We start from the raw sequence: 22,407 nt of genomic DNA, 5'->3' as shown, positions 1-22,407 counted from the left end.
AAGGGGGAACTGACATGCAAGCACTCGATAACTGGCTTAGCCAGGCAACAGGGGTTACCTGCCATTCCGGCAAAGTACAGCCCGGTCATATTTTTGTCGCAATCTGCGGCCGCAGTGTTGACGGCAATTCTTTTGCCCGGGCAGCAGCCGAGCGGGGAGCGCTGGCAGTCGTAAGCGACTGTCCCCAGAACCTGCCGCCACTGAGTATTCCGGTAATTGCTGTCACTAATGCCAGATTGACTCTGTCGGCACTGGCTGCCGCTTTCTACAAAGATCCCTCACACCAACTGAGGTTAACTGGTATAACCGGTTCTAACGGCAAAACAACCATTGCCTGTATGCTTGAGCATATTTTCCTTGAGGCAGGCCTAAAAGCCGGACTCATTGGCACTATCCGGGTCAATACCGGCAAAGCTTCCATCCCCAGCACACTTACAACACCGGATGCAGTCAGTTTGCAGTACTATCTGGCGCAAATGCTTAACAATAAAGTTACCCACGCGGCTATGGAAGTATCCGCCCAAGGCATTGATATGCACCGCGTCGCGCATGTTCGCTTTTCTGCCGGCATACTCAGCAATTTATGCGCTGATCATCTCGATTTTCACGGCAGTTATGCCAGCTACCTTGCGGCCAAGGCAAAGTTTCTGGACTTACTGGCTCCCGCTGCACCGCTTATTGTCAATTGGGCTGACGCTAATTGCAAGGCCATGGCAGCAGGTTTTAGCGGCAGAGTGATTACTGCCGCGTTAGACAGAGAGGCTGATCTCACTGCCCATATTTGCCGCCAAACCGCCTATGGCTGCACCTTTACCCTGGCTATCAATATACCGTTTGCCACACTGGCTGGACAGTCGTGGCCAATTGGCAGGCATTCCATCACACTTGCCTTACCTGGTCGTCATAACGTTGAAAATGCACTGCTTGCAGCCGCTGCCGCGTTGTTGCATAACTTACCGCCGGCAGCGATCGCCCGGGCGTTGGCCACATTCCGCAGCGTGACACGGCGCATGGATGTATTCCATCTGCACGGCCTTACGGTTATTGACGATACGGCCCTGAACCCAGGCAGTATTCAAGCCGTGTTTGACACCATCTCGCTGTTCAGGTATAAACGGCTTATTGTCGTTAATGCCATCCGCGGCCATCGCGGCACGGCAATCAATGCCGCCAATGCGGCCACCTTTGCCAGCATACGCCAAAAAATCCCCTTCCATTTCATCATCACGGCCAGCAGTAACAATGTCGGCTGGGCTGATGCGGTTACGCAGGAAGAACGCCTGGCCTTTTTGACAACACTCAACCGGTTAAATACCGGGTTCACCTTTTTTAGCACGCTGGCGGGTGCGCTCAAAGACGCTCTCGGCCATGCCCTGCCCGGTGATCTTATTGTTCTAACCGGTGCGCAGGGGATGGATGCCGGCCGGGAAATACTGACATCTGTCGCAAACTCGCAAACAAATCACGATCAGTTCCCGGCATCTTCCTCCATAGCTGCCCTAGCGCCTTGACCAGATTAGAGTAAACCTTACGATTTGTCCCTATCTTTACACGTTGGCTCTTTGTTTACATATCCGGAGAACATCGCCTGCAACTTTACGGGGTCTTCCGTAAAGACTAAATACAAATGCAGGGGGATGGTTGCCAAAAAGTATATGGTAATACCGTAAAAAACAATTCTGGTTCCCACAAGACCACCAACCGGCAGGCTAAGCCAGGAGGCAAACTCCGGCAAAAAATACGGCAGGGACGTCACTCCTGATACTATGACGGCCAGTCCCCAACTGGTAAACAGTGCCTTTTGTCCCGGGTTGTAACGCCCGTAGTTCGGATGCGTCTCGGTAATAAACAGTGTGTAGCGGAAAAAGCTGCGCAAATTAGGGAGATCATGCCTGGTAAACAGCACCTCGGTATACTTGCCGGTGATAAGATAATAGCAAACCTGCCCCCCAAAGTTTAAGACCAGAATAATCCCCGCAAGCATATGCGCTTTTCGTATCAGGCCATAAGGCAGCGTAAGCCATGGATCAGTGAGATATAGCCCGGTGATAACAAGAAACATGACGGCAGCAAACATAATCCAGTGAAATAGGCGAACCGGCAAGGGATGTAATAGTAGTTTCATAAAATTAAAATCCCCCATTTGGGGGATTTTAATGTATTTATAATTTGAGACTGACTTTAGGAATATTTCTTCCGTAAAAAATCTCAGCCATCTCTTTTTTTAGCCGTTGTTTGATTTTCTTTTTTTCGCCAGCCATTAATTCTTTTTTGGCTGTTCCAAACAAATAGTTATCCAAATCGAATTCTTTCAATAACATTTTGGTATGAAAAATATTTTCCTGATAGACATTGACGTCAATCATTTGGTAGAGATCCCGATTTTCACTGGAAATATAGTTTTGAATCGAATTTATTTTATGATCGATAAAGAACTTTTTGCCGTTTACGTCCCGGGTAAAACCCCGTACCCGGTAATCAGTGACTGCGATATCAGGGCGGAAAGTATTAATAAGAAAATTCAACGCCTTAAGCGGTGATATGTGCCCACAGGTAGATACGTCGATATCTGCCCGAAAAGTGCTGATTCCTTCGTCCGGATGGCTCTCAGGATACGTGTGAACCGTAATATGGCTTTTGTCCAGATGGCAAACCACGGCATCAGGCATGGGCTCATTGAGCTCACATTCGCCGCATTCTTCCCGGGTAACAAGCTCACCCGGCTGGTTAACCGGTTCTTCGGAAATCAGCATCGTGACACTGGCCCCCTGTGGGTCATAATCCTGCTTGGCAATATTCAGGATATTAGCTCCAATAATATGGGCGACCTCAGTCAAAATATTGGTTAACCGCTCGGCGCTATATTCCTCATCAATATACTCTATATACGAATGTCGATGCTGCGGAGTTTTCGCATAGCAGATATCATACATGTTAAAGCTGAGTGTTTTGGTGAGATTATTAAAACCATATAGTTTTAATTTTTTAATTGATTTAATTTCCATCTTGCCTGTCCTTCCCTTGCAGAAATGATGACTAGACTACAAATGCGCCGCTGTGCTTTTTGCACATAAACCGAAAGCACAATAAAAAATCCTTTAAAAATTATACCATAACCACGCCCAAAATAAAGCCATCAAGCAAAATTTTTACTAATGGCAGGTTGCGGCTATAAGACTTTAACCTATAGTTTGCCCATAACTTGGATTTAGTATTTTGCTCTGGCATTAAATTTTTCTACCATTCGTGCCGGACAATACGACTCCTTGGCTTTACGCAACCCTTCCAGCCCCATATCTTCCTCCCGGTTGATATAGAGTAAATGCTTCCAGGCATTTTTACAGAACTGCTGATTAATTACCGGATAGACACCCCGGATATCGGGATTTGCCTTTTCTACATGGATAACTGCCATATCACTGTTTAATTGCTCGCCAAAACTAAAGGCTTCGACTTTGCCGTCAATATAAATCAACCCTCCGGTCAGCTTGAGCTCATTCCAGTGGGTAAGCACTTCGATGATAGCGTCCCGCTCGCCTTTTAACAAGGGATCATCTTCACAGCCCTTCTTTTGGCACCAATCTAATTGGGTTTCAATGCAACGCGGCACCCATTCAGGCGTTAACGGAAAATATTGATAATCCGGATGGTTGCGGAGAAAGCTGTTGATGTGATTTTTTTTACTATGATATTTACGGCCTTTTAATTCAATTAGATCCTTGCTATGATAAACATAATCGAAATTATCGCGGTCACTGGTAATAACAAACTGACCCGGCCGCCAATTTTCCAAAATATCGATCATGAATTTTTCAATGCCCCGCAGACTGAAGGCAAGAGCATGCTCTGCGCAATAATCCGCCATCTTTTCCAGAATGGCTTCGATGCCGGCATCAGGCCCAAATGGCTGCAGCAGAAACTGATTTTCTCCCTGCCCCGCCTTTATGACCAGATAGCCGTCCGCCTCTGCCCATTTGATGGAATATAGCTGGCGCCACATAAATAAATTAGTAAAATTATAATGAGCATTCTCATATCGGCGGTGACTAAAACATTTATCAAACAAGGCTTTTTGCGCCAACGTGATATCCTGGAAATTAATACTAAGACCCCCCAAACATGATCCATGCGCCCGGCAGGGCAATATAGAACAATGTTTTTATTTAATACTCTTTATTATTATATGTTTACTACAAGCAAGAAGCAACACAGATATGGAGGTAATATGCGGTATATGACGGTGACGGACGGTTCGGTACTTGCTGGTTGCCAGCAGTACCGAACCGTCCGTCTTGTTGTCATAATTTTTGCACAAACTCCAGCCGTTCACCATCCGGCCCGGCAAAAAACAGAATTTTTTTGCCGTTTGTTACCTTGGGCTGATCCAACAACAATGTGACCTTATGCTGCCGCAGCCTGGCAACTTCAGCCTCCATGTCAGTTACCGCAAACGCGATATGGTCAACATTGCCCGCCCCACGTGTTTTTACAGCATCTTCCTGATATTGAATCAGTTCAATCGTTTGCTGCCCGGCTTTGATAAATGTTAAACGAATCCGTTCATCCTGATAAGTTTCCTCTACTGTACACCCTAATACCCGGGTATAAAAGTCGAGCGACTTATCGGTATCTTTCACTACAATACCAATATGAGCAACACTAAGCATACTATCACTCTCCCGCACGTCTATCTAAAATAATTTACACCGGCACTAAACAACCGCTGATCTTTATTGCCCGGAATATTAACGGCAACGTGGCTGCCAATCCGTTCTGAATGCCCCATTTTGCCAAACACCCGTCCGTCCGGGCTGGTAATGGCTTCAATCGCGTGGAATGAGCCATTCGGATTATATTTGACATCATAGGTCGGCCGCCCGTTACAATCGACATACTGAGTTGCGATTTGGCCGTTAGCCGCCAGTTGGGCAATCTCCCCGGCGGTAGCGTAAAACCGGCCTTCACCGTGGGAAGCAGGAATGGTAAAAACTTCACCGGCCTCAACATTGCTCAGCCAGGGTGACAACGTAGAGACTATCTTGGTATTGACCATACAGGATATATGGCGGCCGATTTTATTAAATGTCAAGGTGGGACTCTGCTCTGCCAAATCCCGGATCTCGCCATAAGGCACCAGCCCCAGTTTGATCAAAGCCTGAAAGCCATTGCAAATACCCAGCATCAAACCATCGCGGTGTTGCAAAAATTCGGTTACCGCCTCTTTTACCCGGGGATTCCGGAACATCGTGGCGATAAATTTACCCGAGCCATCAGGCTCATCGCCGGCACTAAAACCTCCGGGCAGCATCACGATCTGCGCAGCCGCGATCTTGCGAGCCAACACAGCAATGGATTCTTCAATATGGGCGGCGGTGAGGTTACGGATAACCAAAACCTCGGCAACGGCTCCCGCCTGTTCGAAGGCTCTCACTGTATCATATTCGCAGTTGGTGCCGGGAAATACCGGAATCAACACGGTAGGCTTGGCGGCAGTCACCCGGGGACGCCGTGTGTTTCTTGCCGTATAGGCCTTGAAACAGTCCGGTTCGCCTTCCATAAGTTCAGGCCGGGTAGGAAATACTTTTTCCAGTGCCTGTTCCCAGGAGGTATATGCTTCATCCAAAGCTATCTCGGTCTTATTTATGGCAATTACGGGTTTTACTGTTGTCCGACCCAGCAATCGATAGTCTATGCCTTCCAGCGCTTCGGCAAGGTCAAGCCCCTCAGGAAATTCGAGAACCAGCGAGCCATAGTCTGGTGCAAATAGGGCCGCGTTGTCGGCTTGGCCTATAAACTCAAAACCGATCCGGCTGCCAAAAGCCATTTTGCTGACAGCTTCGGCGATTCCTCCCAGCTTAACCGTGTAGGCAGCCAAAATCTGATCTGCTTTAGCTAGCTGATGAATTCTGTCGTAGGCGGCAGCCATCATGGAAAAGTCAGGGAGTTCATCGGCTCCCCGCGGCACACGAATTACAGCCACTTGGCTGCCGGTCCGTTTAAATTCCTGGGAAATCACATGCCGGACATCAACTGCCGTTACCGCAAAAGCAACAAGCGTCGGCGGCACGGCAAGCTCATTGAAAGAGCCTGACATGCTGTCTTTGCCGCCAATCGCCGGAATGCCAAGCTGCCGTTGGGCATAGAAAGCGCCTAGCAGAGCGCTGAACGGTTTGCCCCATTTCTCGCGATCATGCCCCAGTTTCTCAAAATACTCCTGCAAGGTAAGCCTCACCGTACGGAAATTGCCGCCTAAGGCAACTACTTTGGCTACGGCTTCCACCACCGCATAGACGGCTCCGTGAAAAGGGCTCCAGGTGGCAATTTCCGGATTAAAGCCATACGTCATGATAGTTCCCGTCGTCGTGCTGCCTGACAGCACCGGCAATTTGGCGACCATGCCTTCAGCCGGAGTATCCTGGTATCTGCCGCCATACGGCATAATTACCGTATTGGCGCCAATACTGCTGTCAAAACGCTCAACCAGACCCTTTTGGCTGGCCACATTGAGTTCTTGCAAATTTTTCAGCCATATTTCTTTGATATTTTGTGAATCTGCTTTGTTAGCAAGGACGGCAGTAAAATAGCTGGTGGCAGCAGGTGCCGCCACGTACACATCCGTGTGCTGTTTCACTCCGTTCGTATTGAGAAACTCACGGCTGAGACTAACAATAGGCTGCCCGCGCCATAACATCGTCAGGCGGTTATCGCCGGTTACCTCGGCTACGAGGGTTGCCTCCAGGTTTTCTTCATCCGCATATTCAATAAATTTCCGGGCATCGCCGGTCGCAACCACTACGGCCATCCGTTCCTGTGATTCGGAAATTGCAAGTTCAGTGCCATCAAGCCCTTCGTATTTTTTGGGGACAGCATCCAGGTTAATTTTTAACCCGTCAGTCAGTTCGCCAATAGCAACGGAAACACCACCGGCACCAAAATCATTACACCGTTTGATCATCGTGCTAACGGTACATTTGCGGAACAAGCGCTGAATTTTCCGTTCTGTCGGTGGATTGCCCTTCTGCACCTCTGCGCCGCAATTTTCCAGTGATTCTTCCGTGTGAGCCTTGGATGACCCGGTAGCGCCGCCGCAGCCGTCACGGCCGGTACGCCCGCCCACCAGTAACACAACATCGCCAGGCTCCGGCACTTGCCGAACTACATTTTTCTTGGGAGCAGCCGCCATAACGGCGCCAATCTCCATCCGTTTGGCAATATAGCCCTCATGGTAAATCTCAGCCACCTGGCCTGTTGCCAAACCTATTTGGTTGCCATAAGAGCTATAACCCGCCGCGGCGCTTGTCGTAATCTTCCGCTGCGACAATTTTCCCGGAAGTGTGCCGGACAGCGGAGCACACGGGTCACCGCTGCCGGTAACGCGCATCGCCTGGTACACATAGGAACGGCCTGACAGCGGATCACGAATACAGCCTCCCAGACAGGTGGCAGCCCCCCCGAAAGGTTCGATTTCGGTCGGATGATTATGGGTTTCATTTTTAAACATAACCAGCCAGTCTTCCTGCCGGCCGTCAATATCTGCCTTAACAACAATGCTGCAGGCGTTAATTTCTTCCGACTCGTCGAGGTCAGTGAGCCGCCCCTGCTTTTTCAGTTCTTTCATGGCGGCGGTGGCAATATCCATCAGATTGGTATCACGGCCGGCCGCCTTATCGCCATACACATAACTCCGGCATTTTTGGTATTCGTTCCAGGACCATACAACCGGCTGGCTGTATGGTCCTGTTTCAATGTCGACCTCGCCTATTTGGGTATGGAACGTAGTATGACGGCAATGATCCGACCAGTACGTATCAATTACTTTAATTTCCGTAATTGTCGGATTGCGCTTTTCGGTATCACGGAAATAATTCTGGCAAAACAGTAAATCTTCCAGACTCATCGCCAGGCCCCGTTCCTGTAAAAACTGTGCCAATGCAGCCTCCGGCAGCGCCGTAAAACCCTCAAGCACAGCCACATCGGCGGGCACGGCGGCGGGCATGGTAAGCGATGTTGGTTTGTCCAGCACCGCTTCCCGGGCTTCAACCGGATTGATACAATAATCTTTAATCTTAGCCACTTCCGCCTCAGTTAACTGCCCGGTTAAAACCAGTACCTTGGCTGTGCGGATTGCGGGACGTTCCTTCTGCGTAAGAATTTGGACGGACTGAGCCGCCCAGTCGGCCCGCTGGTCATATTGGCCCGGCAAGTATTCCATAGCAAAGATACTCGCTCCTGCCGGCGCAGCAAACTGTTCTACATACACATCGTCCACGGGCGGTTCGGAAAAAATAGTATGCAGGGAAGCCGCAAATTCAGCGTCGCTTAATCCACTAATATCATACCGGTGCAGAATTCGCACCTCTGTTAAGCCTGCTATACCCAGGTGGTGTTTTAAATCAGAATAGACTCCTTCGGCTTCTACGGCAAAACCGGGTTTTTTTTCCACAAATATACGACGAACGGCGCTCAAGACTATACCTCCTTATAAAATACAGGCAAAGAATATTTCCGGCCTGGAATGTTTTTGCATTGATATTATTATCATTATAATAACTTGACATATGAATAGCAAGTTAAAACAAGCAGTCCGGCAAATACCGAACTGCTTGTTTACATTTATGTATTTGACTTAACTATGCATGAACAATGATAAAAACTTATACATAAGAGCACTGGTTAATGCACTAAAGGGAATCGTTAATATCCAGGCGAACAGCATTTGCTGAGCCACACCCCAACGTACAGCCGTAAGACGTTTGGACGAACCTACCCCCATAATCGACCCGGATACTACGTGCGTAGTGCTGACCGGCAGGTGCAGATTCGTGGCGGCAAAAATAACGAGCGATGAATTCAAGTCGGCTGCAAAGCCGGTAATCGGCTCCAGCCTAAATATCCCGCCACCCATTGTTTTGATAATTTTCCAGCCGCCGACCGCTGTGCCGCAGGCCATGGCGGTCGCACAGGAAAATTTCACCCACAAAGGAACCTCCAGCGATGGAATCTGCCCGGAACTCAATAAGGCCAGTGTAATAATACCCATAGCCTTTTGCGCGTCATTCGATCCATGTGAGAATGACATCATACTGGCAGACAAGAGCTGCATCTTTTTGAATCCGGCATTTAATTTTCCCGGCTCCTGTTTGCGAAAAATCCACATCATGGCAATCATGATGATATAGCCGCCGATCATGGCAATCAGTGGCGACAGTATGAGTGATAATACAATCTTTTCCACACCGGCAAAGTTAATAGCCTCATAGCCGGCCCCTACCATGACCGCACCCACAACACCGCCAACGAGTGCATGCGAAGAACTGCTGGGAATGGCAAACCACCAGGTAATCAAATTCCAGACAATTGCTCCGAATAATGCCGAAATGATAACAGGCTGGTTAACCAAGGAAGCGGCCTTTACAAGATCGCCGCCAATGGTTTTCGCTACCCCGGTGCTATAGAGCGCCCCCGTAAAATTGAGAACGGCTGCCAGCATAACGGCATATTGCGGTTCTAGCGCCCGGGTCGAAACCGATGTGGCAATGGCATTGGCCGTATCATGGAACCCATTGATATAGTCAAATGCCAACGCAAAAAAGACTACGACGTAGAGCAACGTCATATCAGGCATATTTCACGATAACTCCCTTTAACAAATTCGCGATATCCTCTGAAATGTCCAAGGTTTCTTCCAAATGCAGCAAGATTTCTTTCCATTTAATAATTTCAATAGGATCTGTACATTCCCGGAACAGTTTGGCCATTTCCTGACGATACAACCGGTCTCCCAACGCCTCGAACTCAATAATTTTGGCACAACGTTCTTCCAGTTTTTCCCGCTGTTTTTTAATTTCCGGTAAAAGAGTAAATGCCTTGTCAATTTGCTTGGATGTCTTGGCAACAAGATAGCCCAGTTCTTTGGCTCCGTCAGATGCTGTGCCGGCATTATATAACTCCATCCGTTCAATAACGCCCTGAACACAGTCGATTACATCATCCAGTTTGTGGGCAATGGCATAAATATCTTCGCGATCAAGCGGGGTAATAAAGCTCTTATGTAATAAGCCGACAATTTTGGCAGTATTAGCATCGGCTTGTTTTTCAAGCTCATCAATCTGAATCATTAATTCAGACAAATCACCCTCCCGATTTAACGCCACTTGGAGTATCTCGGCCGCATCACGAATCAGTTGCGTGTTTTCCAAAAGATAACCATAAAACTTTTCTTCACGTGGCTTTAAGCCAAATCCCATACTTAGCCTCCTCAATTTGTCGGATTCAAACTGATTATAGCATAAACCTGCCGTGTTTGTTAACCAATTGTAAAAAAATGTTACAATTCAGTTAATTTACTGTTAAGATTTTGCTACCAGCACAATACCGCTTAATATAAGCAACAATCCTCCCAGCCTAAGCATACTGATCGATTCATGAAAAAGAAAATAGGACGCAATAAAAACCAGAACATACCCCAGACTGATGAGTGGATATGCATAACTGAGTTCCACGGTCCGCAAGGCATAAATCCACAGCAAGGTACTGACACCGTAAACCGCTAAGCCAGCGATAAGCGGCCAGGCAGCCAGCGCCTTTTCCCATAGAGAGCCGGTATCGGCGAGGCGCAACGCTCCGTATTTTAACCCGATCTGACCAACAGCCCCAAGAAAAACAGACAGTAAGATAATTGACAAATCCTTCATGCTGACACCATCCCATAAAATACGACTTGGCTTGTGCCAAGTCCTTTAGGACGCCGGCAAAAGCCGCCTGTACCCCTTTAGGGGGTATAGTCGTTCTATCCAGGGAAAGTTATACTTTCCATCTGGATTAATAAAGGCTTCGGCTCGCGAGCCAAAGCTTTCCTGGTAAGAATATTCCCGTTCGATGCAACAATTCCTGCCGCGAAGGTCAGCAAATTTTGTCAGCCATAAAGAAACTGACCATTATCTAAGGGACAAAATCCAGCTTAATTTATCTTATGTTACTCTTTACCCTAAAATTCATATTGTGTAAATTTATTTTTCCGGCTGGCGAGTCTCTTGACGATTCGTCGATTGTCTTATATTGTTAATGTAGAATAGATTACCCGGTAAGGGGGCTCAGGTGTTGCCGCACATTGGCCGCATTGCTGAAATTGATTGTTTGCGGGGAATTGCCATTCTGATGATGGTTATTTTCCATATTGTTTTTGATTTAGCTTATTTTTTTAACTGGCCGCTCGATTATCTCAGTGGTTTCTGGTATTATCAGGGCAAGTCATCCGCAATTTTATTTATGCTGATATCCGGTATAAGCGCAACCTTAGGCCGGCACCCGCTGCGGCGCGGCCTTAAGGTTTTGGGTGCAGGTATGCTCATTACCCTGGCTACGTATGTCTATAGTCCGGCTCTCTATATCCGGTTTGGGATTTTGCACCTGTTGGGAGTCGGCATGTTGGCCGCTCCCTGGTTGGTCAAACGGTCTGCCCTAACGTTGACACTTGCCGGCACCACTTTGCTCGTGTTAGGTAACTGGATTGCCAACTTAAGGGCGACTATTGTCTGGCTTATCCCTCTCGGTGTCCGCCCCTGGGACTTTGCCTCCATCGACTACTACCCGCTGCTCCCCTGGCTGGGAATTGTGCTCTACGGCATGGCCGCCGGCAAGCTCTTTTATTCTGCCAAACAACCGTTATGGCCGGCGGCGACCCGCAATCAACCGGTCCGTATTTTAGGTTGGCTGGGCCGCCGGTCACTTATTATCTATCTTCTGCACCAGCCAATACTCCTGGTCGTACTAAGCTTCTTTATGTTCATTAGATAAACAACTCCGGGCGCGTCCCCAATTTATTTTCGCATGCCCAGATATGACTTTATCGGTTTGCGATTGAGCACAAGGTGTACACAGCCGGCGGCAATAAATAAATATCCGGCCCACTCGTGCGCTGTCTTCGGATAAAACGCTGCCTGCCGCGTGGTACGCGGCGCGCCGGCAACACTGTTATCTCCGGCCTCAGTACTCTGAATAACCGCCGGTTTCTCCCTGGCTCCCCCGCTGTGCGGAAGAGATAATTGCACGCCGGTTACGGCTAAAACAAGAAATGCGAATGTAAGTAGCAGGGATGTAATTTTTCTCATAACAGTTTAATTCCTCCTGTATTTTCTTAGAAATATCATACAGGAGGAATTTTAGATAATTTTTAGATTAAAAATAAAATGTCAGCCGGCCAACATGTCGTCAATAGCTTGAGCAGCCCGTTTCCCAGCCCCCATTGCCAGGATCACTGTGGCGGCACCGGTAACGGCATCACCACCGGCATAAACCCGTTCCCGGCTGGTAAGACCTGTTTGCTCATCCGCCACAATACACTGCCATTTGTTGGTTGCAAGACCCTTTGTTGTTGCGGAAATCAACGGATTAGGAGAAGTGCCGAGAGACATGATCACGGTATCTGCCTCCATGATAAATTCGGAGCCAGGCACCGGTACCGGTTTTCTCCGGCCGGCGGCATCCGGTTCACCCAATTCCATTTTGACGCATTTCAGACCGGCTACCCAGCCGCTGTCATCCACCAGAACCTCAATCGGATTGGTTAGGATATCAAAAATAATTCCTTCTTCTTGGGCATGATGCACTTCTTCCACCCTGGCCGGCAATTCAGCCTCAGACCGTCGGTAAACGATATGGGTTTCGCTGCCAAGGCGGGCCGCTGTCCGGGCGGCATCCATGGCGACATTGCCGCCGCCGACTACTGCCACCTTTTTGCCGGCTTTAATCGGTGTAGCATATTGCTTTTTAAAAGCCTTCATTAAGTTATTGCGTGTCAAAAACTCATTGGCCGAAAACACGCCATTGGCATTTTCCCCCGGAATCCCCATGAATTTGGGCAAGCCGGCCCCTGAACCAATAAATACGGCAGCAAAACCTTCTTCTTCAAGCAATTCATCAATCGTAACCGTCTTGCCGACAATCACGTTGGTTTCAATCGCAACCCCCATTTTTTCCAGGTTGGCAATCTCCGGTTTGACCACCGACTCCTTGGGCAAGCGAAACTCGGGAATGCCGTACACCAATACGCCGCCAGGCTCGTGCAGGGCTTCAAACACAGTAACTGCATAACCTTTACGCGCCAAGTCGCCGGCACAGGTTAAGCCGGCCGGGCCGCTGCCAATAACAGCCACCTTTTTGCCATTTGGGGGCGCTACTATAGCGGGTTGAGCCCGGTTCTCCCTGGCCCAGTCCGCAACAAAACGCTCCAGCTTGCCGATGGCAACCGGCTGCCCTTTTATCCCGAGAATGCATTTACCCTCGCACTGGGTTTCCTGTGGACAGACCCGGCCGCAAACAGCAGGCAGAGCGCTTGCTTGGGCAATGACGTTAGCCGCTTCAGCAATTTCGCCTTTTTTAACATAACTGATAAAATCCGGAATATTTATCGCTACCGGGCAATTGCCCACACACTTGGCATTTTTACAAGTAAGACAACGGGCCGCTTCGGTCATTGCTTCTGACAACGAATAACCCAGACAAACTTCGGCAAAGTTTGTCACCCGTTTTTTCGGAGACTGTTCACGTACAGGTACTCTGGTTATTTTGCTCATTATTTTGCCCCTCCACAACAGCCACAGGTATGACTGCCTTTTTCCACAGCAAGCAAACTTTGGCCTTCTTCCGTTTTATACATCGCCTGACGGCGCATGGCCTCATCAAAATCAATCAGATGTCCGTCAAACTCAGGACCATCAACACAGGCAAACTTAATCTGCCCGCCCACCGTTATCCGGCAGGCGCCGCACATACCTGTGCCATCCACCATAATTGGATTCAAGCTAACTGTCGTCTTTAGCCCATATTCTTTGGTCAGTTTGGCCACAAACTTCATCATAATCATTGGACCAATGGCAATTACATGATCATAGGCTTTACCACTGTCAATCAGTTCTTTTAACACGTCGGTAACAAGGCCCTTACGACTATAGGAGCCGTCATCGGTTGTAACATACACCGTAGCACCCAAAGCTTTCATTTCATTTTCCAGAATAACCATTTCTTGGTTGCGGGCACCAATAATTACGTCGACTTGAACGCCCTGTTGCTGGAGCCATTTAACTTGCGGATAAACCGGTGCTGTACCTACCCCGCCAGCAACAAAAACCATCCGCTGCTGCTTAAGTACAGGTAATTCTTCATGAATAAATTCGGAAGCCTCCCCCAGAGGCCCGGCGAAATCAGAGAAATAGTCACCCACCTGGTAGTCAGCCATTTCGATGGTAGACTTACCTAGAGTTTGAAACACGATTGTGACGGTCTCCTTTTCAACATCATAATCGCAAATCGTAAGCGGAATTCTTTCTCCTTTTTCATCGATCTTAACAATCACAAATTGGCCTGGCTTGGCCGATTTAGCAACTCGGGGAGCATATATATCCATTAGGTAAATTTGTGGTGCTAATTGCCGTTTTCCCAGTATCTTGTACATATCTATCATCCTTTCTTGCTGCGACTCTGGTTACATAATATATTGAGAATTATATCACAATCTCACCCTGCTTGTGAATAAGAAAAACCACAGCAGTAAAGCTGCGGTTTTTCTTTGAAAAAAATGCTGCCACCAAACCCTATATTTTGATTATTTCATACCGGTTGCGGGCATTGCCGGACTTGGTATCTGCGGTTTGATGATAGGCAAATCCGGGGTTGAGAGTGCTGACAAAGCTAGCCAGCCACTCATGATAGAGCCTTTTCATGATTTTTTCGTCAGCGCCGGCTCGCTGCCAGTTGGATTCCTGCAAACAAACATCGCTTTCCCACACCAGCTTGTCGGTCGTGCTTTCCATAACCGCATCCGCCTGATCGCAAGGCATGCCGTTAAGGAAATAATCATTCATGGCCTTGTACAGGCCAGGCGCGGTCGCCGTTTCGTATTTTCCCTGGCTGGCGGCATGACGGGCGACGTGAATGCCGTGCTCACGAAAAGCGTCTTGCACAACATCGACCGCAGCAGCGCCGCAACTGTCAATCAGCGCCTGAACAAAAGCGGCTTCCCGGCTTTCCGCAACATTTATCTGGCGCTGCAGCCAGCCGTGAATATTGCTTTGGTCAATATGGTCTTTAAGGTCCCTATCAGGCAGTGGTTCGCCATAGCTTTGCCAGGCTTGAGAGCGGGCCTCTTCCGCGGCAGCGCCGCACAGGTTCTCAGCTGCCGAAAAAACAGCCTGCTCGCGGTCAACAACATTGCGAATCTTATTATACAGCCAATAATGGATTGGGGCTAAAAACGCACTCATATCGTTCTCCTCCTTACCAATAAGGTTACTTTTTTTCCGGAACTACTTTATTTAAAGCCGCCAGCAGCTCCGGCAAATCAAGGCCATGAATAGCAGCGGCCTTCGTCACAGGCTCACCGGCCGAGGACGGGCACCCCAGGCAGCCCATGCCAAAAGACCGGAAAATGGGTATTGTCTGCGGATAAACCCGGATAATATCACTAATTACACTATCGGCGGTAATCGCATCGCCAAATACCAAATTGCCTTCGGTTAAACCGCCAGGCAGGGGAACAATTTTATCTCCCGCCTCAGACTGTGGCACCCGGGGCTCGCCGGCGGAACTTTTTTCGCCGTAAAATTCCGCCAGTACGTCTGTTTTAAATTTTCCCCAGCCAATACGATCGATAAATTGGCCGATGCGTTCAATATCCGCGTACTGCTGATAGTAACGCATAACGATATCGATCACACGCAGCGCATCATCGTAATTCAGACTCTCAATCAGTTTATCGGCAAGACGCGGATGCGAACCGGCGCTGCCGCCTACATAAATATCCCACCCTGTATCGGTGCCAATGGCGCCAACATCCTTAATGATTGCTTCTGCGCAAGAATTAGGGCAGCCGGAAACTCCCATTTTGATACGGCTGGGCATTTCTTTTTTTATATATCGCCTGTCCAGCTCAAGCCCGAGCTTAATACTGTCCTGCTTGCCGCGCTTGCAAAAAGCGATCCCCGGACAAATCTTAACACTGCGCACACAATTGGCAAAACCTAAAGCCGGCTGCATACCAAGCTCCTGCCACACGCTGTCAATGTCTTCCGCCTTAAGTCCGGTAATCATAATTCGTTGGGCGGAGGTCAGTTTCATGGTTCCGCCGTATTTTTTAGAAACATCTACATATTTTTGCATAACTTCCGGTTTGATAAAGCCGCCGGGAAGATGCGGAGTTATTGCATAGGTGCGTTTTCCTTCCCGTATCTTTTGCAGGTTTGCTCCTTTTGGCAGCATGCTGCCACCTCCTTCATAGATTTGTCAGGCAACATCTAAGTTAGCTTTATTGTATAACACAACAGCCTCCCACTCATTGCCAAATCTCACAATGAGGTGTGATCTTCATCACACTTTTTTCCCAAATGCCTGCATAATAAATCGTCCTGCACATAGTTTGCCGCCAGTAGGCCAAAACTAAACTGTGAAAAAAGCATAAGGAGGCAAAGATTATGAATACCCTGCAATTTTGCGAAAACAATGTAAAGCATGAAGGCATGGAGGACCTTGTAGAAAAATGCCGGGCGGATTTCAAAAATACTTCGATATCAGTGGAACCTTGCCTGGGTGAATGCGGCGACTGCGCCGAACAGTATATTGCCAAGGTAAATGATAATTTAGTGACCGGTGACACGACTCACTATCTGTATGAAGAAATCCAAAATCTGCTGAATTGACCCTAAAATAAGACACTTGGGTTGGGCCAGGTCTTTAGAAATACCTGCAGAATCCTTAGTGATTCTATCCCAGGAAAGCTGGTACTTCCATTAAAAAAAACAAAGAGGCAATGTCTGAACTTTCGTTCACCATTGCCTCTTTTATCTGTATATCGTTGGCGATAGAATCATTCCGGACTTACATTGCCTTAAAGCAGCATGGTACCTGTCTCCAGGAACCGGCAATGCCAAGACAGCGCTTCCTGCAGCAGGTGGGGCGTATGAGCCAGGCCTGTCACCTTTTCCGCTCGCTCCAGGTAATCGAACAGGTGTGACCGGTAACGGGGATGGGCACAATTACCGATAATCACCCGGGCACGCTCTTTCGGGCTTAAGCCCCGAACATCAGCAACCCCTGTTCGGTTATAAATACATCCACATCATGTTCGGTATGGTCCACATGGGAACACATGGGCACGACACAGGATATGGCCCCGTCTTTAGCCACCGAACTGCTAAAGAAAATGGTTAAATAGCCATTGCGGGCAAAATCACCGGAACCGCCTATTCCGTTCATAATTTTACTGCCCATCACATGTGTGGAATTTACATGTCCATAGATATCAAATTCAAGAGCCGTATTCATGGCAATAACGCCAAGACGCCTGGCTATTTCCGGACTATTGGAGATTTCCTGGGGTCTTAGCACCATTTTGCTTTTGTACTGTTCAAGGTTGTCATAGAAGCGCTTTAATCCCGCCGGCGATGGTGTAAGTGCCGTACCGGATGCAAACAGCAACTTGCCGGCATCAATTAAATCCAGCATGCCATCTTGAATGACCTCTGTATAAACTGTCAGGTCATTAAAATCAGAGTTTGCCAGGCCGCTGATAACCGCATTGGCTACAGATCCTACCCCTGATTGAAGCGGCAGCAGCTTGGCAGGCATCCTGCCTGCTGTTATTTCATTTTGCAAGAAATGAATCAAATGTCCTGTCATCGCTCTCGCAGCATCATCGACGGCAGCTAAGCTGCGCACGTCGTCCAGTATGTCACTGATCACAATACCGGCAATTTGGGGCAGCTCACAAGGTATATACGGTACGCCAATCCGGTCGGCCACATTTCTGACCGGAAGAACTTCCCGGTACGGCGGCTCGCTGGGTATAAAAATATCGTGCATACCCTCCAGCGCCGCCGGCTGCGCCACATTCAGCTCAATTATGACTTTATCCGCACTTTGTACATCAGCAATGATTACCTTCACATCTTTTAGCCGTGTCACTATGAACTACCTCCCGCAAAGGTAAACGAATCGACACGCAGGTGCCCTCGTTTTCTGTACTCTCTAGCGAAATATTTTGCATCGCCCGTTTGGCAGCCTGGGTAATAAAAGGCTGCCAAACAATATGGACTTAATGCGGACATACTTAGACCCTTATTCTATTATGACCACCAACCCACTCTAAATAGCTGTAACAAATTGCATTTTATATAAATTAGGTAATGACTTGCCGCTGCGATTTCGATCTTGCCTAATATACCCTTGTTATTCAGAATTTTCCAACTCTTATATAAAGACAACAACCTCTGGCACCAGCGCCAGAGGTTGTATGTATTTATATGGATTGATAACCTGTTTGCAAAGCCAGTCTATTTTTATCCTCGGTACCTTTTGGTACGCGGGCCAGGACAGCTTTTTCCATGCCGTCATAGCTCACTGAACCGGCCAGTTTCGTAATGATTCCCAAGGCAACAATGTTGGCAAACAGTTCCCGCCCGCATTTTTCTTTGGCTAAGTGGGTAATAGGAACACTATGCACATTTTTAAACCGGGCAGGAACTTCCCGTACCAGTGTGCTATCGACAATGAGCAGTCCGTCATCTTGTAAATCTGTACCGTATTTATTAAGTGCTTCCTGCGTCATAGCCAGCAACAGACTGGGGTTGGTTACTTTCGGATAGTAGATCGGTTTGTCACTGATGATAACTTCCGATTTACTGGAACCGCCGCGCGCTTCCGGTCCATACGACTGGGACTGAACGGCTTCTTTGCCATCGCCGATAGCCGCCTCAGCTAAGATTATGCCGGCAAGAATCAGGCCTTGTCCACCTGAACCGCTTAATCTGAATTCCATCATATTACCGCTCCCCTCCCATCGCTTGTTTGATGACTTTGGCATATTCTGCAGTGTATTCAGGAGCAACTTCCTCATGCATCAAGCCTATAAGAATTTTTCCGGCCACTTGTTCCGGTTTAAGCTTGGCAGCCGCTTCAACAGATATTGTGTTATCCCGCTGCCAGGCCAGTAATGCGGCCGGTTTGCCCATTTTGTTCTGTCTGCCGAAAGAAATCGGGCAGCCGGTCATCGCTTCTACCACGGAAAAGCCTTCATGCATAATGGCTTTTGCCACAAGCTCGGACAATTGTTTGGCATGGTAGGTAGTTGACCTGGCGACAAAGGTAGCACCTGCGCCTTTTGCTAAATTTACTAAATCGAAGGCACGGTCAACATTGCCATATGGCGCCGTAGTGGCCTTTGCCATATGCGGCGTTAACGGGGAGTACTGGCCGCCGGTCATACCATAGATATTGTTGTTATAAACAATAAGTGTCAGATCAATATTCCTTCTGGCAGCGTGGATGAAATGGTTGCCGCCAATAGCGCTCGCATCGCCGTCGCCGCTGATAATAATCACTTTATGGTCAGGTTTGGCCAGCTTAATGCCGGTTGCAAACGGCAGTGCCCGGCCATGGGCGGTGTGCAGGGTATCAAAGTGCAGATAACCGGGAGCCCGCGATGAACAGCCGATTCCCGATACGATGGTGGTTTTATCCTGATCAAGCCCCAGTTGGTCGATAGCTTTAACGATTGCGGCCGTAACAATACCGTTGCCGCAGCCCGGACACCACATATGCGGCAGCTTGGGGCGATAATATTTTTTTAATAATTCTTCCATGGTTGTTCCCTCCTTAGTTGGCTTCTTTAATGGCCGCTAACATTTCCGCCGGCGTAATGGGTTCGTTATTCCATTTGGCTAGCGACACGACATTGGCCCGTCCGGCAACAATACGCTCGACCTCGCCCACATACTGTCCGTAGTTAAGCTCGGCGACAATAATGGTTTTGACTTTCTTCGCCAACGCCGTAAGCTGTTTTTGCGGCGAAGGCCAAATGGTAATCGGGCGGAACAAGCCGGCCTTAACGCCCTCCTTGCGGGCCATTTCAATAGCAGCGTACGCAGTGCGGGCGGTGCCGCCGAAAGCAACCACAGCCACTTGGGCATCGTCAAGATTTTGTTCTTCATAGGTAACAATATCGTCAATATGATCCGTAATTTTTGTGTGCAGTCTGGCAATCAGTTCCTGGGAGGTGCTGTTGGCACCACTGGGGAAACCGGTATAATCATGGGCCAAACCGGTGACATGGAAGCGGTAGCCGTCGCCATAGGCCGGCATGGGCGGTACACCGTCGGCATCCGGTTTATACGGCAAGAATTCTCCCGGCGGCAGTGTCGGTTTTTTGCGATTAACAATTTTCAGGCTGGCCGGGTCGGGAATTTCAATTTTTTCCCGCATATGGCCAACAATTTCATCCATTAACAACACGACCGGTGTACGGTATTTTTCGGCAAGATTAAACGCCTCCACCGTCAGTGTGAAGCATTCCGGCACACTGGAGGGGCTAAGGGCAATAACCCCCCGGTCGCCATGAGAACCCCAGCGGGCCTGCATAATATCAGCCTGCGCCGGTGAAGTCGGCTGACCGGTACTGGGGCCAACCCGCTGCACATTAACAATGACACAGGGAACCTCCGCCATGGATGCATAGCCGATTAACTCCTGTTTCAGGGAAAAACCGGGACCGCTGGTAGCTGTCAAAGCTTTAACCCCTGTTAAAGCGGCGCCAATTGTGGCGGCCATACCGGCAATTTCGTCCTCCATTTGAATAAAAGTACCGCCTACCTGCGGTAACCGTTTGGCCAGCATTTCGGCCACCTCAGTGGATGGTGTTATCGGATAGCCGGCAAAAAACCTGGCTCCGGCAGCAATTGCGCCTTCTGCACAGGCACTATTTCCCTGCATAAGTAATGCTTTTGCCATTCATACATTCCTCCATTCGCTATCAATTATTTATCAGCAGTTACGTAGATTGCATAATCAGGACACCGTAGCTGGCATTGGCCGCAGGCCACACAATCATCCGGCCTGACTACCTGAATCTTGCCAAGTTCATCAAGCTCCAATACCTTCTTCGGACAAAACTCCACACATATTCCACAACCTTTGCAATATCGTGGTACGGTTTTCAGCATTGTTGTTCCTCCCATATACTCATTTCCGGCAAGCTGTTATACATTAAACAATTTGCCGGGATTTAATAATTCTTGCTGGTCAATTACCTGTTTCAGTTTTTTCCCAGCAGCAAATCCTGTTTCCCCTGTCTCCCATTTTAAAAACGGCGCCTTCATATAGCCGATACCATGCTCACCTGACAATGTACCACCCAAGTGCAAGGCTTCCTTGAACAATTCCGCTACGGCTTGTTCGACCCGCTCCATTTCCGCGTGGTCGTGCTTGTTGCTCAAAATATTGGGATGAAGATTACCGTCACCGGCATGCCCGAAAATAACCATCTTTAAATTGTACTTTTGGGCTATTTCCCGCAGGCGGCGAACCATAGCCGGAATTTGACTGCGAGGCACGGTGGCATCCTCGGAAATTTTGGTCGGGTTGATTTTGCCGCAGGCCGGTGAAATAGCGCGGCGGGCACGCCATAATTTGTCCATATCTTCCGGCGTTGAAGCCACTTGCATTTCAGTTGCGCCGCATTGCCGGCACACTTTGATCACATGCTCGGCCTGTTTGGCAATAGCCTTCGCGCTGCCGTCAACCTCAATTAAAAGGATGGCTTCCGCATTCACCGGCAGTCCAACCTTGAGAAAATCCTCTACCGCCCGAATGGTCATGTTATCCATAATCTCTAAGGTAGTCGGTATGGTACCGGAAGCAATCATCTCGCTGACTGTACGGGCGGCATCATCCAGGCTGTTAAAAACAGCCAGCAGTGTCTGCTTGGCCTTCGGCTTATCAATGAGTTTCAAATAAGCCTTAGTAACAATGCCCAATGTTCCCTCCGAACCGACGAACAGCATTCCCCAGTCCGGGCCGGCCATCTCACTGTCAAAGCGATTGCCCACCTCCACAATGCGCCCGTCCGGCAAGACTACTTCCAGCCCCAGCACATAGTCCCTGGTGATACCATACTTAACCCCGCGGGGACCGCCGGCGCACTCGGCTATTGTGCCACCAATGGTCGCGGTTTTAATGCTCCCAGGGTCGGGCGGGTAAAAAAGCCCGGCCTGGCTTACGGCATTAACAAAATCCTCGGCTATTACGCCGGTTTCAACCACGGCCACGCGATTGGCCGTATCGATAGCAAGAATCTTGTTTAAGCGGGTTAAAACAAGACTGATTCCGCCCTGTACGGGAACCGCCCCACCCGACAGGCCGGTGGCCGCTCCTCTGGCAGTTACCGGCAGCCGATACTTCCCGGCCAATTTGACAATAGCCGCAATTTCTTCCACATTACCGGGCTTAACAACCACATCAGGAGGAAAATCCCGGAAAGTAGCATCAAAAGAATAACAAATCCGGTCTTCCAGCTGTTCCATCACATAGTCAGAGCCAACCAGCCGTTTGAGCTCAGTGATTATTTGCTGTTCCACCTTCGTC

Annotated in this window: 21 protein-coding genes and 1 pseudogene; 3 read left to right on the top strand and 19 right to left on the bottom strand. The window is 48.8% G+C overall.

What is annotated here, in order from left to right; genetic code table 11:
* The first annotated feature begins 14 nt into the window (after nucleotides 1-14).
* Nucleotides 15-1,511 (top strand): Mur ligase family protein, encoded by a 1,497-nt coding sequence (locus tag BLR65_RS09075; RefSeq protein WP_093793874.1) that lies wholly within the window; start codon nucleotides 15-17, stop codon nucleotides 1,509-1,511.
* A 17-nt stretch (nucleotides 1,512-1,528) separates the two neighbouring features.
* Here the strand turns inward: BLR65_RS09075 and BLR65_RS09070 are convergent, their stop codons facing one another.
* The 8 genes from BLR65_RS09070 to BLR65_RS09035 all read right to left on the bottom strand — a co-directional run bounded on the left by BLR65_RS09070 (nucleotide 1,529) and on the right by BLR65_RS09035 (nucleotide 10,694).
* Nucleotides 1,529-2,125 (bottom strand): cytochrome b/b6 domain-containing protein, encoded by a 597-nt coding sequence (locus tag BLR65_RS09070; RefSeq protein WP_093793873.1) that lies wholly within the window; start codon nucleotides 2,123-2,125, stop codon nucleotides 1,529-1,531.
* 37 nt (nucleotides 2,126-2,162) lie between these two features.
* Nucleotides 2,163-3,005 carry an adenosylmethionine decarboxylase gene (speD, locus tag BLR65_RS09065; protein ID WP_093793872.1) on the bottom strand — a complete coding sequence of 281 codons (843 nt, stop codon included), beginning with the start codon at nucleotides 3,003-3,005 and terminating at the stop codon, nucleotides 2,163-2,165.
* 203 nt (nucleotides 3,006-3,208) lie between these two features.
* Nucleotides 3,209-4,117, bottom strand: a complete 909-nt coding sequence (locus tag BLR65_RS09060; RefSeq protein WP_245692635.1) for a DUF2156 domain-containing protein — start codon at nucleotides 4,115-4,117, stop codon at nucleotides 3,209-3,211.
* Between the two features lie 181 nt (nucleotides 4,118-4,298).
* Nucleotides 4,299-4,667: a VOC family protein gene (locus tag BLR65_RS09055; RefSeq protein WP_093793871.1), complete on the bottom strand. Its 369-nt coding sequence runs from the start codon at nucleotides 4,665-4,667 to the stop codon at nucleotides 4,299-4,301.
* Between the two features lie 20 nt (nucleotides 4,668-4,687).
* The gene (locus BLR65_RS09050) at nucleotides 4,688-8,467 is read right to left on the bottom strand and encodes a phosphoribosylformylglycinamidine synthase (protein ID WP_373657575.1); all 3,780 of its coding nucleotides are present in this window, start codon (nucleotides 8,465-8,467) and stop codon (nucleotides 4,688-4,690) included.
* A gap of 159 nt (nucleotides 8,468-8,626) precedes the next feature.
* A complete protein-coding gene (locus BLR65_RS09045; protein ID WP_093793869.1) occupies nucleotides 8,627-9,625 on the bottom strand; it encodes an inorganic phosphate transporter in 999 nt (332 codons plus the stop codon).
* On the bottom strand, nucleotides 9,618-10,247 hold the full coding sequence (locus BLR65_RS09040; protein ID WP_093793868.1) for a DUF47 domain-containing protein: 630 nt from the start codon (nucleotides 10,245-10,247) through the stop codon (nucleotides 9,618-9,620). Before BLR65_RS09040 ends, BLR65_RS09045 begins: the two co-directional genes overlap by 8 nt.
* 102 nt (nucleotides 10,248-10,349) lie before the next feature.
* Nucleotides 10,350-10,694, bottom strand: a complete 345-nt coding sequence (locus tag BLR65_RS09035) for an SMR family transporter (RefSeq protein WP_093793867.1) — start codon at nucleotides 10,692-10,694, stop codon at nucleotides 10,350-10,352.
* A 406-nt stretch (nucleotides 10,695-11,100) separates the two neighbouring features.
* On the opposite strand from BLR65_RS09035, the gene BLR65_RS09030 reads away from it, so the two are divergent.
* Complete coding sequence (locus tag BLR65_RS09030) at nucleotides 11,101-11,796, top strand: heparan-alpha-glucosaminide N-acetyltransferase (RefSeq protein ID WP_143122536.1); 696 nt, start codon at nucleotides 11,101-11,103, stop codon at nucleotides 11,794-11,796.
* Between the two features lie 23 nt (nucleotides 11,797-11,819).
* Here BLR65_RS09030 and BLR65_RS09025 read toward each other — a convergent pair whose 3' ends face one another.
* From BLR65_RS09025 to BLR65_RS09005, 5 genes are all read right to left on the bottom strand, one after another.
* Complete coding sequence (locus BLR65_RS09025) at nucleotides 11,820-12,110, bottom strand: DUF4405 domain-containing protein (protein WP_093793865.1); 291 nt, start codon at nucleotides 12,108-12,110, stop codon at nucleotides 11,820-11,822.
* 81 nt (nucleotides 12,111-12,191) lie between these two features.
* Complete coding sequence (gene gltA / locus BLR65_RS09020; RefSeq protein WP_093793864.1) at nucleotides 12,192-13,574, bottom strand: NADPH-dependent glutamate synthase; 1,383 nt, start codon at nucleotides 13,572-13,574, stop codon at nucleotides 12,192-12,194.
* On the bottom strand, nucleotides 13,574-14,452 hold the full coding sequence (locus BLR65_RS09015; protein ID WP_093793863.1) for a sulfide/dihydroorotate dehydrogenase-like FAD/NAD-binding protein: 879 nt from the start codon (nucleotides 14,450-14,452) through the stop codon (nucleotides 13,574-13,576). The genes gltA and BLR65_RS09015 overlap by 1 nt, the downstream gene beginning before the upstream one ends.
* A 139-nt stretch (nucleotides 14,453-14,591) precedes the next feature.
* The gene (locus BLR65_RS09010) at nucleotides 14,592-15,260 is read right to left on the bottom strand and encodes a hypothetical protein (RefSeq protein ID WP_093793862.1); all 669 of its coding nucleotides are present in this window, start codon (nucleotides 15,258-15,260) and stop codon (nucleotides 14,592-14,594) included.
* Between the two features lie 25 nt (nucleotides 15,261-15,285).
* Nucleotides 15,286-16,254 (bottom strand): DUF1858 domain-containing protein, encoded by a 969-nt coding sequence (locus BLR65_RS09005; RefSeq protein ID WP_093793861.1) that lies wholly within the window; start codon nucleotides 16,252-16,254, stop codon nucleotides 15,286-15,288.
* A gap of 212 nt (nucleotides 16,255-16,466) precedes the next feature.
* On the opposite strand from BLR65_RS09005, the gene BLR65_RS09000 reads away from it, so the two are divergent.
* A complete protein-coding gene (locus tag BLR65_RS09000; protein ID WP_093793860.1) occupies nucleotides 16,467-16,691 on the top strand; it encodes a DUF1450 domain-containing protein in 225 nt (74 codons plus the stop codon).
* Between the two features lie 188 nt (nucleotides 16,692-16,879).
* Here the strand turns inward: BLR65_RS09000 and scpC are convergent.
* The 6 genes and pseudogenes from scpC to BLR65_RS08970 all read right to left on the bottom strand — a co-directional run.
* Nucleotides 16,880-17,916: pseudogene (gene scpC / locus BLR65_RS08995) on the bottom strand (succinyl-CoA:acetate CoA-transferase ScpC); the annotation flags it as partial.
* A gap of 373 nt (nucleotides 17,917-18,289) precedes the next feature.
* The gene (locus BLR65_RS08990) at nucleotides 18,290-18,811 is read right to left on the bottom strand and encodes a 2-oxoacid:acceptor oxidoreductase family protein (protein WP_093793859.1); all 522 of its coding nucleotides are present in this window, start codon (nucleotides 18,809-18,811) and stop codon (nucleotides 18,290-18,292) included.
* 1 nt (nucleotide 18,812) lies between these two features.
* On the bottom strand, nucleotides 18,813-19,631 hold the full coding sequence (locus tag BLR65_RS08985; protein ID WP_093793858.1) for a 2-oxoacid:ferredoxin oxidoreductase subunit beta: 819 nt from the start codon (nucleotides 19,629-19,631) through the stop codon (nucleotides 18,813-18,815).
* Nucleotides 19,632-19,644: 13 nt separating this feature from the next.
* Nucleotides 19,645-20,775 carry a 2-oxoacid:acceptor oxidoreductase subunit alpha gene (locus tag BLR65_RS08980; protein ID WP_093793857.1) on the bottom strand — a complete coding sequence of 377 codons (1,131 nt, stop codon included), beginning with the start codon at nucleotides 20,773-20,775 and terminating at the stop codon, nucleotides 19,645-19,647.
* Between the two features lie 26 nt (nucleotides 20,776-20,801).
* Complete coding sequence (locus tag BLR65_RS08975) at nucleotides 20,802-20,987, bottom strand: 4Fe-4S binding protein (RefSeq protein ID WP_093793856.1); 186 nt, start codon at nucleotides 20,985-20,987, stop codon at nucleotides 20,802-20,804.
* A 36-nt stretch (nucleotides 20,988-21,023) separates the two neighbouring features.
* Nucleotides 21,024-22,400, bottom strand: a complete 1,377-nt coding sequence (locus tag BLR65_RS08970) for an FAD-binding oxidoreductase (RefSeq protein ID WP_211285058.1) — start codon at nucleotides 22,398-22,400, stop codon at nucleotides 21,024-21,026.
* Nucleotides 22,401-22,407 lie beyond the last annotated feature (7 nt).

This window comes from Sporomusa acidovorans (assembly GCF_900101845.1).
Classification (GTDB): Bacteria; Bacillota; Negativicutes; order Sporomusales; family Sporomusaceae; genus Sporomusa; species Sporomusa acidovorans.
This window is presented reverse-complemented; position numbering and strand designations above follow the sequence as displayed.